Consider the following 16,672-nt stretch of genomic DNA (forward strand, 5'->3'; position numbering starts at 1 on the left):
AATGATCAACAATCAGGCAAATATAGGTGTGATTTTAACTATTTGCAAGTGACACTTTGGGTTGATTGTGTGCTCATACCATACTTCTAATGATATGCTATTTTTATCTTGGGAAAAGCGCTAATAAAAAAGATACAACCCCTTTTACTCCTGAGTTCATGATGAAGCCTCTGTTTCCACATAGAGTTTTTTAACAGTCAATACTGCAATAAAACAAAGAATTGCACTGAGGGTTAGATAAAAGCTGGGAGCAAGGTTGTTGTCTAATGCCTCAATTAAATAAGTAACAATAAACGGAGTTAAACCTCCGAAAAAAGCAAATGCGAGATTATAAGAAATAGCAATTCCAGTGTAACGGATAGATACCGGAAATAGTTCAACCAGTAAGCTGGGATAAACCATGATGGCACTGCTCAAAATAGCAAAAATAAATAAGGCAACAATAAGTGATAAAGTCGTTTGTATGGATAAGGTAACGAATAAAATATAACTTAATAATATAAAACCCACTGCCCCAATTAAAAGAACCAACTTACGACCCAAACGATCAGCACACCAGCAAAAAAATATAAGTAACAAGGAATAAAAACCCAAATTAATCGTATTGAATAAAGTCGCTTGCTGTTTTGGATAAGCAAGAATCGTTGAAAGATACGTAGGCATATATAAAAATAATAGATTAATCATTACAGAGCCCAAACACGTTAAACCAATACCTTGTAAAATTTTTCGCCAGTATAAAGTGATTGCTTCGACAAAGGGCATTCGTGTATTTTCTGTTGAATTCTTAAATGCGAGAAATAAGGGACTCTCAGCCAATTGTTTACGAATGTAGAAACTGAATATCCCAAGTAATCCCCCAAGTATAAATGGAATACGCCAACCGAAACTCAATAATTGTGCGTTTGAAAGTTCATTCGTTAGAATTAAACTAATCATTGCGCCCAGAAAAATACCTAAATTGAGACAAGCAAAAATAACGCCGCAAGCAAGTGCCCTGGAGCGAGGATTTACGTGTTCGCAAGTAAAAGTTAATGCTCCTGGAATTTCCCCTCCAATCGATAATCCTTGCAATAACCGTAAAAAAATCAAAAGAATACTCGAAAAAATTCCTATGTGTTGATACGTTGGTAAAACGCCAATAAGAACTGTTGGAACAGCCATTAAGATGACCGAAAAAATAAACGTTTTTTTACGGCCGTATTTATCTCCAAAATGACTAAAAGCGACACCTCCTAAGGGACGGATCAAATAGCCAATGGCGAAAACGGCATATACACTCATCAATGAAGCCAATTTGTCGGTTTCTGGGAAAAAAATCTGGCTGATTATCGGTGCGAAAATAACGTAAATTACAAAATCATAAAATTCCAATGCCCCCCCCAAAGAAGCAAGAAAAATAATTTTTCGTTCACTGGGTTTTAATTTTAACTCATGCACCTGCAAATCCTTTTTCATGGCAAAGCTGTAAAATAGCATAACTTTTAATTACGCTCATGATTTTTTTAAATCAGGAGCTTGTAGCTATCTTATTTCCCAATGGCTCTTTATCTTGAGTTTTAGTAACATCAATGAAAACTCATATTTCACCCAAGATGAAAAACCATTCTATTTCAGAGCAGATTATTCAGCGTGTGGAGGCAGCTATTACTCAAGCGCAAATTGATGCTTATAAAAAAGTGGGCGCTGTGTGTATTCGCCAAATTCTAAGTCCTATAGAAATAGAACTACTTCAAACCGGCATTGAGCTTAACCTGAAATCCCCTAGTCCTAGAGTTAAAATTGCAAGTAAAAATGATGATCCGGGGCGATTCATTGAAGATTTTTGTACTTGGCAAACGAATCCTCATTATCAACAATTTATTTTTGAATCACCAGTTAGCCTCATTGCTGGTAAACTCATGCAGAGTAAAGAAACAAGACTTTATCATGATCATCTTCTGGTTAAAGAGCCAGGTACGCGGCAACGAACCCCATGGCACCAGGATCAACCCTATTACAATATTGCAGGAATACAAAATTGCAGTTTATGGATACCTGTTGATCCAGTACCTCATGCATCCACTTTGGAGTTTATCGCAGGCTCTCATTTGGGACCCTGGCTCATGCCTCGTTCTTTTATGGATAACCAGGCAAAATGGTTTCCGGAAGGAAGTCTCGCTGATCTTCCTGATATTGACTCAAAACGGGAAAACTACCCCATTATTGGCTGGGAAATAACTCCTGGTGACGTAGTTTGTTTTCATATGCTCACGCTTCATTCTGCAAGTGGAGTGAGCTGTAATCAACGACGAAGAGTATTCTCTGTACGTTTTCTTGGTGACGACATCACTCATGCACCACGAAAATGGATAACATCTCCCGATTTCCCAGGATTGAGCGAGCAGCTTCCAGCAGGAGCACCAATGGAGCACCCTTTATTTCCTGTCATTTGGGAGTATTGATCCGAGATTGATGAATGGGTCGTGCACATCCGTCCCTAAGCTGACGTTATCAGGAAGTAATAAAGATCTCATGTATAAACCTTGCACCAGAAGCCCTGGTGCAATAATTAATTCAGGAGATGCTGTCCTTTAATCCCGATCTTCTTTAGACAGCGCACCAGTTGCTGCATCAATTTTTATTTCAAACTCCTTACCCTGAGTGTCTCTCCCTGAAACTTCCCATTGGCCATCCTCTAACTCAATTTCTCGAATATCTGTATATCCTGCTTTTTCAGCTGCAGAAAGCGCCTGTTGAATGCTCACCTTAGGTGGAGTTGAATCAGCAAAAACAGTTGAATAGGCCAAGACCATTGATGTTAGAAGAATTGTTTTTGTTTTCATTTTCATTCCCTTAAAAAATGTTCACTGTTAAGAATTTATTTTTTTAATATAACATGTGGAATTTTCAATTCCACTCAAACTATAGTAATCCAGCAATGTAAGCAAACTAGTTCGGCATATGAATTACATAAGTAACTATACCCCAAATCACTAAATCCTGCTCATCTTTTGGATTTCCAGAAAAAGCGGTACATGATCCCCTATCTTAGATAACCTTCACAGTCAACATTCCATCGAGTGCGGACTCTATTTTTTTGATCCGCCTTACACGATAGGAAAAAGGTATACTTAAAGAGTTGTAAATTTTTGCAATAAAAATTCTGTTTTTTTTCTTAAAAATGAGCAATACTTCTTTCTGAATAAATCGTGGTAAAACCTATGGTTAAAATAAGACCTTTTCTTAAATGGGCAGGTAGTAAATACAACTGTCTGGAAAAGATTATTCCCTTTCTTCCTCCGGGTAAACGCCTCATTGAGCCTTTTGCCGGCTCAGGTGTCGTTTTTATGAATACGAATTATTCTTCCTATCTGTTGGCTGAAAGCAATTTTGATTTAATCCATCTTTTTACTACATTACAAGGAAATGGAGACGCATTCATTAAGCATTGTGAAACCTATTTTAGCCCAGAATTCAACCGTAAAGAAAAATATTACCAACTCCGATCTAATTTTAATATATCGTCTCACTCACCAGAAAAATCTGCACTTTTTCTTTACCTAAATCGACACGGTTATAATGGATTATGTCGATATAACTCCAAAGGAATTTATAACGTTCCTTTTGGACTTTATAGTAAACCTTATTTTCCACATAAAGAAATGAAACTTTTTCATTTAAAAAGCCAACAGACAGAATTCATCCATAATGATTTCAGAAAAACGTTTGAGTATGCAGAGCGGGGGGATGTGATTTATTGTGACCCACCTTATGTACTTCTTTCAGAGAAATCACATCATTTACCCTACACCAAAAAATTGTTTACAACAGAAGATCAAATCGAGTTAACGGAGTTGGCCAAAGAAACAGCCGCTAAGGGTATTCCAGTTATTCTCTCTAACCATGATACTGAGTTTACTCGATACCACTATAGAAAAGCAGAAATTAAAAGTTTTCCAGTATCGCGTTTTATTAATTGTCAGGGATCGCTACGCCGGCCGGTAAAAGAGTTAATTGCAATATTTAATTAGGGCATGTTGACAATTCATCCCCACTGCCTACGTGCCGCGACTTGTTCGCGGCATCCAGCCCGATCTTGATCAACTGCAAATTTCTTCATATAGATCACGCTATTCTGGATTAAGATCCTCAATCAAATTTAACTTCCACTGCCTGCACCAATTTTTGAAATGTTTTTCCACGCCGAGCAGCTTCTACATAGGTTTCATGAACCTCATAATAAACCAATTTAGGCCAGTTTTAGAGTTGTTCTTCCGAGGGATAATTGAGTAGATGATTTTTGTCTAATCAGTTCTCGAATTTCCTCACTATCATAAACTTTGTCTGTAATGGCGTAATCAAATTTAGGAGTTTTCAATGAGATTAGGAGTTGCTTTAGCATCATATACTTCACCGCCAGTCAATTCAAATCCAATCGGAAAGCCGCAAGCCTCAACTGCCATATGGATTTTTGTTGTATTGCCCACCAACGGATTTCCTAATGGCTTGATTTTCCTCTCCGACAGAATCCGAACTATTCGATGTCGCGAACAAGTCGCGGCACGTAGGCGATGGGGATGAATTGTCAACATGCCCTAGTAGCCATTGTTCAGAGTTATCGTTGAATCCTGGAAAACTGCAGAGCGAAACGTTTTACAATTAATATAGCCTGGGGTCAGCCAGGCTACACTTTTGTATTAATGAATTGGCTGATCTTTATGGTCATGATCTTTGATAAAGAAAGCAAGAATAGTAACGAGTAATAATGAAAGTGGTAATATCGATAAAGCAACCTGATAATCGACTACTGTATAAATATGCTCTCCCTTTACAATACCACTATCACCAAAAGTATCCAGTAACTTACCAACAAGCGGTTGGAAAATAACACCCCCAAGGGTTACTATCATATTTGTTGCTGCAAATACCGTACCTGATAATTGAGCACCACTGCATTCCTTAGCCATGATAAATACGATAATTTCCGTTGCACTAAATACGCCATACAAAAACAATAAGACATTCAAGCTAACATAGGAAAGGCCAGGCCAATATAATACGATGCTAATGCAAATCAAGGCTAAAATTGCACCTAAGACCAAAGGCAGCAAACGTCTTCCTGTATGATCGGATAAATATCCGGCAATAGGAGCACCCACTGCCCAACCCAAAAAAACTGCAGAGACAGTTCTGGCAGCCTCAACTTTAGTCAAATTGTGGGCTTGCTCCAAATACGTTTTTCCCCATAACTCCCCAAATACAGACAATGAGGTATATAAACAAGCTCCGACAAAACCAATCACCCAAACCTCTGGAGCCATTAACACTTTAAGAACATTTCTAAAGAATTCAGGTAAAGGATGTTTATTTGACTGATGCCCTTCAGGACCATCACGAACCACAAGAAATATCAATACACTTAATCCACAACCTACAATGGCAATAAAGAATAATACATACTCCCAACCGATGCTCTCAGACCATTCAGTAATTTTCACTTCGCCATAAACAAGCCCTAACATTCCTAGGGTAGTCATGAGCCCCGCGACTAAAGAAAAATAGCGTCTGGGCAACCAATGTAACGCAAGAGACAATACACCGACAAAAGCAAAGGAAGAGCCAAAGCCTACTAAAAAGCGCCCTGCCCCTACCAAAAACATGGATGAAGTCAGGCTAAACATCCAGGAACCAACGGTACAACATATACAGGCAAATGTTAAAAGCCGTCTGGGACCAAACCGATCCATGAGCATTCCTACAGGCATTTGCATCGGTGAGTAGGCAAAATAATATAAGGCAGATATTTGGCCAAAAGTAGTCGCTGAAATATGCCCCAACGCAATACTCAGTTCGGTCTGTAAAACCCCAGGAATAATACGTAAAATAAACTCATAGCAATAAAAAATAGCCCCAACAAAGCATATAAATATGCCAAAAAGCAATTGTTTCCTTGAAACGGTATCATTTAGGCGCATGAGCGTGAGTTTCCCTTAAAAAGAAGGTTAATAAAGCAGCAATAAACATACTGATTGGTATAAAAGCCAGAGCAATACGGTAATCAGTCATGTTGTATAATTTATTAACATTATCCACAACCAACCCTGAAGGAAGTGAAGAATCACTACGTAAGGAATAACTGAAGTCTAATAGATGCCCTACTAAAGGTTGCAGCAACATACCACCTAGCATGACGATCATGTTGGTAAACGCTATTGCTGTACCTGCTGCTTCACCAGGACTTAACTCCCTTCCAACAGCGAATACAATCGCTTGCGCACTATAAAATAACCCCAGGAAAAACATGAGTATCTGTACATTAGTTTCACTTAAACCAGGGAAATACAGGATAACCAACATGAGTATAGTTGCAACACTGGCGCCTAAAAACATAGGAAGCTTTCTGCGCGCTATTCTGTCAGAGAAATACCCCATCAGTGGAGCGCCTACAGTAAAACCTAAGAAAAGTAATGAATTCGCTAAGCCCGCACCATGTGCTGATAGGCCATGAGCATTTCTCAAATAGGGAATTCCCCACAATTCAGCAAAAACAGTTGTAGGGAGATAAACCATACAGCCGTACAATCCATTAATCCATATTTGTCTGTTACTGATTATTATATTTAAATCAATAAAACCTGTTTTAAAATTGGAAACCGTACCGCTTTGTCTGTATCGCCCTTTTTTATCATGAATTCCTAACCATAATAAAAAGGTTAATACGATCCCAAAAAACGCAGTCATGTTTAAGGTTTTAATCCATCCTATTTGGGTAACAAAGAGCTCTAAAAAATTATCCCCTAGCATGGCACCTACTGTTCCTAATGCTGAAGTGATACCCGAAACCATAGCGAGCTTATTCTCAGGCAACCAGATTGTGGCAAGCTTTAATACTCCCACAAATGCAAATGCAGAGCCTAATCCGACTAAAAATCGTCCTGAAGCTGCAACCCAAAAAGAGGTCGTCCCGGTGAATAAAAAAGTTCCAATGACGCAAATCATGCAGGCAAAAGTTAATAATCTTCGAGGACCATATCGATCCATCATTATCCCTACAGGTAATTGCATGGGAACATAGGCATAATAATATATAGATGAAATATGCCCAAAACCGGTTGCTGACAAATTAAAATGCTCACGCAGAGCAGTTTCCATCGCACTGGGCGCTATTCGAAGCAAATATTCATAACTGTAAAACACGGCTCCAAGACCACAAATAAGCCATCCAATTAATGCGTAATTTCTCCGGTTTTCAGAAAGCAAAGTAATCTCCTTAACTATTTGGTTAAGCAAGGGCACACACTGTCTTCAATTCAACAGTTAAAGCCCTTAGCTGCATAATTCACCGATTATCCTGAACGCAAACCGATACATCTCATACGGCATACTGCTACACCTTGAGCCCTGCATTCAGGATGCTGCTTTATTCTAAATTACTACTTACTTGATTTGCGCCGCTTGCTATTGCAGCCTGAGCTACAGCAGCAGGCACTCGTTCTCTTAAACGAGGATCTATAGGCTTGGGAATAATATAGTTAGGACCAAAATCCCAATACGTTACACCTGGGTAATTATCCTTCACTACCTGGGGGACGGGCTCATGCACCAGTTGACGAATTGCTTCAACCGCAGCAATTTGCATTGATTGATTAATACACTTGGCACGTACATCCAACGCACCACGAAAAATATAAGGAAAACATAACACATTATTGACTTGATTAGGATAATCGCTACGTCCAGTAGCAATGACCAAATCATCACGTACTTGAAAAGCCAATTCAGGCCTAATCTCAGGATCAGGGTTCGATAAAGCAAAAATAACAGGCCTGGATGCCATTAATTTCAATAGATCGGCATCTAATAAATTAGGCTTGGCAACCCCAATAAAAACATCAGCATCAACCAGTGCATCTGCTAAAGTCCTACATTCAGTAGTACGTGCAAAAGCAAATTTATAAGCATTTAAATCAACTCGTCCCGAATGAATAACACCTTTGGTATCCAAAAGTAACATATTTTCTTTATGGGCACCCAAAGCTACAAGCAATCGCATGGAAGCAATTCCTGCTGCTCCTGCTCCAATACACACAATTTTTGCTTCAGATAATTTTTTTTGTTGTAATTCAAGAGCATTCAGCAAAGCTGCCGCAACAACTATTGCAGTACCATGCTGATCATCATGGAATACTGGAATGTTCAATTGCTCAATCAAAGCCTGTTCAATTTCAAAACACTCCGGAGCCTTAAGATCCTCCAGATTAATCCCTCCAAATGTAGGAGCAATACGTTTTGCTGTAGAAATAAAAGCTTGCGAATCGTGAGCATCAATTTCTATATCGAATACATCAATGCCGGCAAAACGCTTAAATAAAACTGCCTTACCTTCCATTACTGGCTTACTGGCAAGAGGTCCAAGATCACCCAAACCTAACACTGCAGTGCCATTAGTCATAACCGCGACTAAATTTCCTTTATTTGTGTAACGATACGCGTCTTCAGGGTTTTCTGCTATTGCAAGCACCGGAGCAGCAACACCAGGCGTATAAGCCAGTGACAAATCACTCTGAGAGTCAGTTGATTTGGTAACATGGACACCGAGTTTTCCAGGAGTTGGAAACTCGTGATAATCTAATGCACATTGCTTTAAAACTTCATTATCCAAAGTACTTACTCTCTTTCATGTGAAACAAAACTTAAGTAAGGTTTTAAAATCCTACTATCCATTGCCAATTCATTCTTATCCAAAGTGCCAGCCATAGGCACACAAACATCTGGCTATATACTCTTAAAAGTTGCAAGAGGAACAGCCATGAAATGATGGGATTGGGACAAGAATTGGACGTCAAGAACCTACAAGTACCGCAAATTAGCATTGCAGGAACAATCTGTCAATAAGTTATACTTCGAGTGAAATATAATAAAAAGGCGCAAAGATAATGCGCCCTTATTTCTTTTCTTCTTTAGCAGCTTGAGTAGAACGCTGGCTATAACGATCGCGGAACTTCTGAACACGACCCCCAGTATCCACCAATTTTTGCTTACCAGTATAAAAAGGATGACATTGTGAGCATACTTCAATGTTCAAATCTTTGCATAATGTTGAACGGGTTTCAAATTCCTCGCCACAGCTGCATGTTACCTTAACTACTTTATAATCTGGATGAATTGATGCCTTCATAATACTACTCTCTTAGTTTTAAATGAGTATCGCCACCTGAACTCAATGCCAAGCACCATACTCGATACAAATGACGCAAAACAATAGCAGAAAAATTTCTGTAAAGCAATTTTTATCAAATCGGATTGATCTCATCTTGCATTATTTGTTTATAAGAACCCTTATAATCAAATGAATCCATAATTAATGATAGCACTAAGATGATGGATAACCTTACACCTGTCATAAAAATAACAATTAGTCACCCATCCATGAGACAACATATGCCAAAGCCCACCATGGGCACTACAACTGTAGTAAAATGAAACTCAACTTGCTTCGTCCCCCAAAGTTCCGACACAGAAATACATTCGCAGAACCCTAATGGAAAACCATTAATTATTCCACTCAATTATTTTTATGTAAAAAGTCTATATTTCAATCAATTGGTAACAAATTAGCAAGGTATGGTCTACGCTTATAAAAACAAATTAATTTAACAGGAGTTAAAATGAAAAAACTGGCACTTTATAGGCTCGAAACACCTAATGACCTGGATATAAAAGATCGTCGCAAAATTGCCGAGGCGGTTAACCCACTCTTGGCTGATACATTTGCGTTATTCGTTAAAACCAAGAATTTCCATTGGCATATGACTGGCCCTCATTATCGTGATTATCATCTCTTATTAGATGAACAAAGCGACCAAATTTTTGCAATGATCGATGTTTTAGCAGAACGTGTACGCAAACTCGGAGAAAAAACAATCCATTCTATCGGGCAGATCAAGGAATTGCAGACACTTAAAGATGTTAACGAAACCTTATCAGCAGATGACATGCTGAATAATCTTCTGGAAGATAATAAGAGTTTTTTAAAAAATATGAGAAAAGTTCATGAAGTGTGCAGCAAAAGAGATGATTTTGCCACTACCAGTCTCTTGGAAGTTTATATTGATGAAACAGAACGACGAATTTGGTTTTTATTTGAAACGTTACAAAATAAATAAAAAAGAACTGCCCAACAAGCGTGTAGAAGCGGAGCGGAAAAAAATCAAAGCCGATACAGTTTTCCTTCAAATTCCGCTCGCTTCACCGTACACTATGAATTTACATTAAAATCCAGTTCAACCCAAACCGGTGCATGATCAGAAGGCCTTTCTACTTTGCGTGGTTCTTTATCAATAACGGATTGCCTACATAATCCATTAAGCGCTTTACTTAATAATATATGATCAATACGCAAGCCCCGATTTCGTCTGAAAGCACCTGCACGATAATCCCACCAACTAAATACCTGCTCATCCTGCATAAAATTTCTAAAACTGTCATGCAATCCAAGATGTAATAATTGGGTAAACGCTTCTCGTTCGGCGGGACTTACTAACACAGACCCCACCCACTCCGCAGGATCATGAACATCACGATCTTCAGGAGCAATATTAAAATCGCCTACTACGGCCACATTAGGAAAAACACTCATTTGTAGTTGAATAAATGCGGTAACCTTTTGCAACCAATTCAGCTTGTATTGATATTTATCCGAAGTGAGCTCTGAACCATTAGGAACATATAAATTGATCAAACGAATACCCGCAACAGTAACCACCAAAATGCGCCGCTGAGGATCATTAAAATCGGGAATATCCGTGAGGACATCAGAAAAAGGATATCGACTTATTACCGCCACACCGTTATAAGTCTTCTGTCCTGAAAATGCCACATAGTAGCCTTTCTCAGTAAATGCGGTCACAGGAAAATTTTCATCAAGCAGCTTCGTTTCCTGTATGGCAAGAACATCCATCTGATTCGAATCAAACCATTCTAATACTTGCTCCTGCCTTACCTTTAATGAATTCACATTCCAGCTTGCTAATTTAAGCACACCAGTCTCCTTTATATTCAATCAGCAAAGGAGCATGATCAGACAGGCGCGCTTCTCGAAAAATACGACTGCCGACTACATCCCCTGTAAGACCAGGAGTTACTACCTGATAATCAATTCTCCATCCTACATTTTTTTCCCATGCACGTCCTCTAAAAGACCACCACGTATATTGATCTTCTTCCTGATTATGCACACGAAATGCATCAATAAACCCCATAGTTCCAAACAACTCATCCATCCATGCACGTTCCTCAGGTAAAAATCCTGAATTCTTTTGATTGCCACGCCAATTTTTCAAATCGATTTTTTTATGAGCAATATTATAATCCCCACACAAAATTAACTCTCGTCCCTCATTTTTCAATCGCATTAAATGTTCGGCAAACTGTTCGAGGAAATTGTATTTCACCATCTGGCGTTCATCACCACTAGTACCTGAAGGTAAATAAAGGGATATTATACTGAATTTAGGATAATCAAATTGAATATATCGTCCTTCATTATCGCAATAATCAAAACCCATACCTTTCACGATACGACTTGGTTTGTGGCGAGCGTAAATTGCCACCCCGCTGTATCCTTTCTTTTGAGCTGAATAATACTCACAAAAATAATCACGAGGATAATACAGCTCTTCCGGAATTAACTGTTCAGGTTGAGCCTTCGTTTCTTGAATACAAACAAAATCAGCATCTTGCATTGCAAGCCACTCGTAAAATCCGTTACGTGCTGCTGAACGTATACCATTGGCATTAAAACTAATTACTTTCATTTTTTTCACTCAATTTTATTATAGTCTGGATGAATGCGTATCTTGGAAATCACAGCCAATATGCTTGGGGCTTCACTTCCCAAGCTCAACTAATCGCTCACTTTTTTCTATCCAACTTAAGAGCAGCTCGTGCCAAACGCTCACCTAAATGCTTGGCTAAATTAATTTCATCCTGACTCAGAGGTCGATCATTTGCCACACCCGAAACATGAGTTACACCATAGGGTGTTCCCCCGCTAACCGTATCATTTAAAGACGGTTCAGAATATGGAACCCCCAATAAAATCATGCCCTGATGCAACAAAGGCAACATCATACTAAGCAAAGTAGTTTCCTGACCACCATGCATGCTTGCAGAAGAAGAAAAAACACATGCAGGTTTATCTACTAAATCACCTCCCAACCACAAAGATGAAGTGCTATCCAAAAAATACTTCAAAGGAGCAGCCATATTTCCAAAACGAGTAGGGCTCCCTAAAGCAAGACCATGGCAATGACGTAAATCATCCAAGGTTACATAAGGTGCACCATTATCCGGAATTGCTTTATCTATTGCTTCACACGTGGCTGAAACAGGTGGAACCGTTCTTAAGCGCGCTTCAATCCCCTCAACACGTTCTACCCCACGTGCAATATATTGTGCTAATTGTGCTACAGAACCGGTTCGCGAGTAATATAAAACCAAAACATAAGGATTAGACATCAAACAACTCCATTATCTTATACCTAAAAAAGCAACAAGCTAAAGGTGATCCGCTACAAACTCAAATGCTTCTTTTCGGTTAAAATTTAAAATCATACTTTAATTGGTCTTCCAATTTTTTTTCAATAAATTTAATTCGTTGATGCAAAGATCCTCCTTTTTCAGGTTTTAGTGTCTTCAAATCAGAAACAATATCATCAGCAGAGTCATAATAATTCTTAACTGACATATTCGCGATAATTTTACTTACTGCCCTGACATGGTGTCTATTCCAATGTCCTGAAATCATTCGCCCAATAAACGAACCGAATAAACAATTTTCTTTGGTATAATCTATAAGCAACGCTTTGATTCTTCTATGATTGGAATCCCCTTTGATTTTATTCCAAATCTCTGCATAAGCATCTGGGAAATCTAAAGTAGGTTTTGAACGATTAAAAAAAGAATATAATTTTACATCAACACTCGAAAAAGAAGAACGAGAACCATAAGTTAGTGAATTATTTACTCCTTTCTCTATAAGCTCAAGATCCCCACTTATCATTGTAGCAATAGAACTCGAATTATGTGACATTTTTTTCTCCTCCGTGAGAACATCTGTTCTTTTGACCTACAGTTGAATCACATACCAAAATTCCAGCTGAATCAAGCCCCATCAAAAATTGAATCAGAGAAGGCAAATTGTCATAATAATTTTCCTTAATTTTATTAGACAGGTTTATTATACCAAGCAACCTTGATTTTTAGAAATAAAGGCCTATCTCATTGAATTAATTAATTTTTTTATTTAAATAAGCGTGGAATCACAACCATGGGAGATGTGGAATCCAGAGTTGAAAAAAGTTCATGTGTTTTTATGAAACCCGAGTTTCGCTGGGTTACACTCGGGTTATTATAGTTTAAAGAATATAGCGGGCTAAATCTTCATCCGCTACGAGCTGTCCGAGATTTTTCTCAACATATGCTTTATCAACATGGACGGACTCGCCTGATTTGTCTGTTGCTTCAAAAGAAACAACTTCCAATAATCGCTCCATAACGGTATAAAGCCTACGCGCACCAATATTTTCTGTACGCTCATTCACTTGCCATGCTACTTCGGCAATACGTCGAATTCCTGTCTCATCAAATGTTAATGTTAAACCTTCGGTAGCCATTAAAGCACAGTATTGCAGCGTCAATGATGCTGTAGGTTCAGTAAGAATACGTACAAAATCATCAACAGAAAGAGCGGATAACTCAACACGTATCGGCAATCTACCTTGCAATTCTGCAATCAGATCGGACGGCTTAGCTACATGGAACGCCCCAGATGCAATAAATAAAATATGATCTGAACGAATCATGCCGTATTTGGTCGTCACCGTTGTTCCTTCCACTAAAGGCAATAAATCTCTTTGTACGCCTTCACGAGAAACATCTCCTCCTCCCGCATTTTCAGTACGTCGCGCCACTTTATCCAACTCATCAATAAAGACAATACCATTTTGTTCCACATTCTCTATGGCACGAGTCTTAATGTCATCTTCGTTAATTAGTTTAGCAGCTTCCTCTTCACGTAAAATTTGCATGGACTTACCAATAGTCATTTTTCGGGTTTTCGTTCGATGAGTACCCACTTGTTGAAACATTGACTGTAATTGGTTTGTCATCTCTTCCATGCCTGGAGGAGCCATAATTTCGATGCCTATTGGTGTTGCTGAAACCTCTATTTCAATTTCGTTCTCATCGAGAATGCCCTCACGCAATTGCTTACGAAAGACTTGCCTTGCGGTACTGTCTTTTTCACTTGGGGTTAAGCTACCCCGTGCAGGAGGAAGTAATACATCAAGGATACGCTCTTCAGCTGCGTCTTCAGCCAAATGCTCTACCTTCTTCATGGCAAATTCACGTTCTTGTTTTACCGCAATATCCGCTAAATCACGAAGAATAGAGTCTACATCGCGTCCGACATATCCTACTTCAGTAAACTTTGTTGCTTCTACTTTGATAAATGGAGCACGAGCCAATTTAGCCAAACGCCGAGCAATCTCTGTTTTACCTACACCAGTTGGTCCAATCATAAGAATATTTTTGGGCATGATTTCATTACGCAAAGCGAGATCTTTAATGTTCATACGCCGCCAACGATTACGTAATGCAATTGCTACTGCTCTTTTCGCATCATCCTGGCCAATAATATACTTATCCAATTCTTGGACAATTTCGCGAGGAGTCATCACCTCTCGGATAATCTCACGAGGAGATATCGCCTTGTTGTTATTTGTTGCCATGATTTAATTCTTCTATAGTTAAATTGTTATTGGTATAAATACAGATATCTCCAGCAATAGTTAATGCTTTGCGCACTATATCCACAGCAGATAATTTTGTATTTTCCATCAATGCTCGCGCAGCTGCTTGTGCAAAAGGTCCACCCGAGCCAATAGCAATTAAACTATGCTCAGGCTCGATTACATCACCATTACCTGTAATAATTAGGGAAGATTTGATGTCTGCTACAGCAAGTACTGCTTCAAGTCGGCGTAATATTCTGTCTGTTCGCCAATCTTTAGCAAGCTCAACTGCAGCACGTACCAAATGGCCTTGATGCATTTCCAGCTTGCTCTCAAAACGTTCAAAAAGAGTAAACGCATCCGCGGTACCACCGGCAAAGCCAGCAATTACCTGGTCTTTGTAGAGGCGTCGCACCTTACGTGCATTACCCTTCATCACGGTATTACCTAAAGTTACCTGGCCATCGCCACCGATAACCACTTGATTTCCGCGTCGTACTGAAAGTATGGTTGTCCCACGAAATTGTTCCAAAATTAAATCCTCAAATCAAACCGGAACTCCGTACATGGGGATGATAAACAAAAAAACAAGGGGGCTCAAAATGAATAATTATTCATTGAGCATCCTCAAATACTCTATACATTATTGAGAATATCCATAGAGATTAGACCTAGATGAAAAAGGATACCCCATGGGATAGATTTTCTAATCCAAGATGTTGTGCAATGCTTTGGCCAACATCAGCAAAGGTATCACGCCGTCCGATAAAGCGACTTTTAAGACTCGGACCATATACTAATACTGGAATATGTTCCCTTGTATGATCTGAACCAGGAAAAGTAGGATCACAACCATGATCCGCAGCAATTACAACCAGATCATCAGGCTTTAATAATGCATGAAGTTCCGGAAGACGTGCATCAAACTCCTCAAGCGCATGAGCATAACCAATTACATCACGTCGATGACCGTATGAGGAATCAAAATCTACAAAATTAGTAAAAATCAAACTCCCATCAGGTGCAGTCTTCATTGCGCTTAAAGTAGCATCAAATAAGGCCATATTACCGTCTGCCTTAATGACTTGAGTGATGCCTTGATGCGCATAAATATCGGCAATTTTCCCTAGAGTAATGACTTCACGACCGGCTTCTTTCAAGTAATCAAGTAAGGTTTTTGCAGGAGGTAGCGTCGCATAATCCTTACGATTTGCTGTTCGTTTGAATGTTCCTGGTTCACCAATAAATGGTCGAGCAATAACACGGCCGATCTGATATTCATCTACTAAGGTACGAGCGATTTCACAGATATCATATAAACGCTGCAAACCAAAATATTCCTCATGAGCTGCAATTTGAAACACACTGTCTGCAGAAGTATAAACAATGGGTTTACCACTTCGGATATGTTCTTCGCCTAATTCTTCAAGAATAGTCGTTCCAGATGCGTGCTTCTCACCAAGTACTCCGGGCAACCCAGCACGTTGAATCAATGCATCAATTAATTCTTTTGGAAAACAAAAGGGTTGGTCGGGGAAATAACCCCATTCAAAAGTAACTGGAACCCCGGCTAACTCCCAATGCCCGCTTGGAGTATCCTTACCTAAGCTCTGTTCTACCGCATAACCATAATAACCCAAGGGTTCAGGAAAAGTGGACAATTCGACAAAACGTAACCCGCTGCTGGCTAAGGCTGCATGATAAAGCCCTAATTTAGCCAGATTGGGCAAAGTTAATGGCCCTTGACGCAGCCCTTCCCTGTCACTTTCACCGCGCTCACACGCTTGATGGATATGAACAAAAGTATTAGCACCGGCATCCCCATAACGAGATGCATCCAAGCTCGCACCTATTCCAAAGGAATCCATGAGTAATATACAAACTCTCCCTGTCAT

Annotated in this window: 16 protein-coding genes and 2 pseudogenes; 3 read left to right on the forward strand and 15 right to left on the reverse strand. The window is 39.2% G+C overall.

Annotated elements, in window-relative coordinates; genetic code table 11:
* Positions 1–156: 156 nt before the first annotated feature.
* Positions 157–1,440, reverse strand: coding sequence for an MFS transporter (locus tag FOLKNPGA_RS13570; protein WP_255465981.1), 1,284 nt, complete (start codon positions 1,438–1,440; stop codon positions 157–159).
* Positions 1,441–1,595: 155 nt separating this feature from the next.
* Between FOLKNPGA_RS13570 and FOLKNPGA_RS13575 the strand changes: the two genes are divergently transcribed.
* Entirely contained in the window at positions 1,596–2,444 is an 849-nt protein-coding gene (locus tag FOLKNPGA_RS13575) for a phytanoyl-CoA dioxygenase family protein (RefSeq protein WP_182352871.1), read from the forward strand.
* A 129-nt stretch (positions 2,445–2,573) separates the two neighbouring features.
* Here FOLKNPGA_RS13575 and FOLKNPGA_RS13580 read toward each other — a convergent pair whose 3' ends face one another.
* On the reverse strand, positions 2,574–2,825 hold the full coding sequence (locus tag FOLKNPGA_RS13580) for a PepSY domain-containing protein (RefSeq protein WP_182350404.1): 252 nt from the start codon (positions 2,823–2,825) through the stop codon (positions 2,574–2,576).
* A 378-nt stretch (positions 2,826–3,203) separates the two neighbouring features.
* On the opposite strand from FOLKNPGA_RS13580, the gene FOLKNPGA_RS13585 reads away from it, so the two are divergent.
* Positions 3,204–4,013, forward strand: a complete 810-nt coding sequence (locus FOLKNPGA_RS13585) for a Dam family site-specific DNA-(adenine-N6)-methyltransferase (RefSeq protein WP_182350405.1) — start codon at positions 3,204–3,206, stop codon at positions 4,011–4,013.
* Between the two features lie 99 nt (positions 4,014–4,112).
* Here FOLKNPGA_RS13585 and FOLKNPGA_RS19020 read toward each other — a convergent pair.
* The 6 genes and pseudogenes from FOLKNPGA_RS19020 to rpmE form a co-directional block, all read right to left on the reverse strand.
* Positions 4,113–4,230 (reverse strand): annotated as a pseudogene (locus FOLKNPGA_RS19020) (GIY-YIG nuclease family protein); the annotation flags it as partial.
* A pseudogene (locus tag FOLKNPGA_RS19025) lies at positions 4,212–4,497 on the reverse strand (transposase); the annotation flags it as partial. The pseudogenes FOLKNPGA_RS19025 and FOLKNPGA_RS19020, both read right to left, overlap by 19 nt.
* 182 nt (positions 4,498–4,679) lie before the next feature.
* Positions 4,680–5,957 (reverse strand): MFS transporter, encoded by a 1,278-nt coding sequence (locus FOLKNPGA_RS13590; RefSeq protein WP_182350406.1) that lies wholly within the window; start codon positions 5,955–5,957, stop codon positions 4,680–4,682.
* Positions 5,944–7,242, reverse strand: a complete 1,299-nt coding sequence (locus FOLKNPGA_RS13595; RefSeq protein WP_182350407.1) for an MFS transporter — start codon at positions 7,240–7,242, stop codon at positions 5,944–5,946. Before FOLKNPGA_RS13595 ends, FOLKNPGA_RS13590 begins: the two co-directional genes overlap by 14 nt.
* 160 nt (positions 7,243–7,402) lie before the next feature.
* Positions 7,403–8,644, reverse strand: coding sequence for a malic enzyme-like NAD(P)-binding protein (locus FOLKNPGA_RS13600; RefSeq protein ID WP_182350408.1), 1,242 nt, complete (start codon positions 8,642–8,644; stop codon positions 7,403–7,405).
* Between the two features lie 282 nt (positions 8,645–8,926).
* On the reverse strand, positions 8,927–9,160 hold the full coding sequence (gene rpmE / locus FOLKNPGA_RS13605; RefSeq protein ID WP_058517521.1) for a 50S ribosomal protein L31: 234 nt from the start codon (positions 9,158–9,160) through the stop codon (positions 8,927–8,929).
* A 490-nt stretch (positions 9,161–9,650) separates the two neighbouring features.
* On the opposite strand from rpmE, the gene FOLKNPGA_RS13610 reads away from it, so the two are divergent.
* Complete coding sequence (locus tag FOLKNPGA_RS13610) at positions 9,651–10,148, forward strand: Dps family protein (protein ID WP_182350409.1); 498 nt, start codon at positions 9,651–9,653, stop codon at positions 10,146–10,148.
* 92 nt (positions 10,149–10,240) lie between these two features.
* Here the strand turns inward: FOLKNPGA_RS13610 and xth are convergent, their stop codons facing one another.
* The 7 genes from xth to FOLKNPGA_RS13645 all read right to left on the reverse strand — a co-directional run bounded on the left by xth (position 10,241) and on the right by FOLKNPGA_RS13645 (position 16,672).
* Positions 10,241–11,023 (reverse strand): exodeoxyribonuclease III, encoded by a 783-nt coding sequence (xth, locus tag FOLKNPGA_RS13615; RefSeq protein ID WP_182350410.1) that lies wholly within the window; start codon positions 11,021–11,023, stop codon positions 10,241–10,243.
* Positions 11,016–11,798, reverse strand: coding sequence for an exodeoxyribonuclease III (locus FOLKNPGA_RS13620; RefSeq protein WP_182350411.1), 783 nt, complete (start codon positions 11,796–11,798; stop codon positions 11,016–11,018). Before FOLKNPGA_RS13620 ends, xth begins: the two co-directional genes overlap by 8 nt.
* A 97-nt stretch (positions 11,799–11,895) precedes the next feature.
* On the reverse strand, positions 11,896–12,501 hold the full coding sequence (gene wrbA / locus FOLKNPGA_RS13625; protein WP_182350412.1) for an NAD(P)H:quinone oxidoreductase: 606 nt from the start codon (positions 12,499–12,501) through the stop codon (positions 11,896–11,898).
* 79 nt (positions 12,502–12,580) lie between these two features.
* Positions 12,581–13,075, reverse strand: coding sequence for a DUF5617 domain-containing protein (locus FOLKNPGA_RS13630; protein WP_182350413.1), 495 nt, complete (start codon positions 13,073–13,075; stop codon positions 12,581–12,583).
* A gap of 325 nt (positions 13,076–13,400) precedes the next feature.
* Positions 13,401–14,774 (reverse strand): ATP-dependent protease ATPase subunit HslU, encoded by a 1,374-nt coding sequence (gene hslU / locus FOLKNPGA_RS13635; protein ID WP_182350414.1) that lies wholly within the window; start codon positions 14,772–14,774, stop codon positions 13,401–13,403.
* Complete coding sequence (hslV, locus tag FOLKNPGA_RS13640) at positions 14,761–15,309, reverse strand: ATP-dependent protease subunit HslV (RefSeq protein WP_182350415.1); 549 nt, start codon at positions 15,307–15,309, stop codon at positions 14,761–14,763. Before hslV ends, hslU begins: the two co-directional genes overlap by 14 nt.
* Before the next feature lie 139 nt (positions 15,310–15,448).
* A complete protein-coding gene (locus FOLKNPGA_RS13645) occupies positions 15,449–16,672 on the reverse strand; it encodes a phosphopentomutase (protein WP_182350416.1) in 1,224 nt (407 codons plus the stop codon).

The organism is Legionella sp. PC1000 (assembly GCF_014109805.1).
Taxonomy (GTDB): domain Bacteria; phylum Pseudomonadota; class Gammaproteobacteria; order Legionellales; family Legionellaceae; genus Legionella; species Legionella resiliens.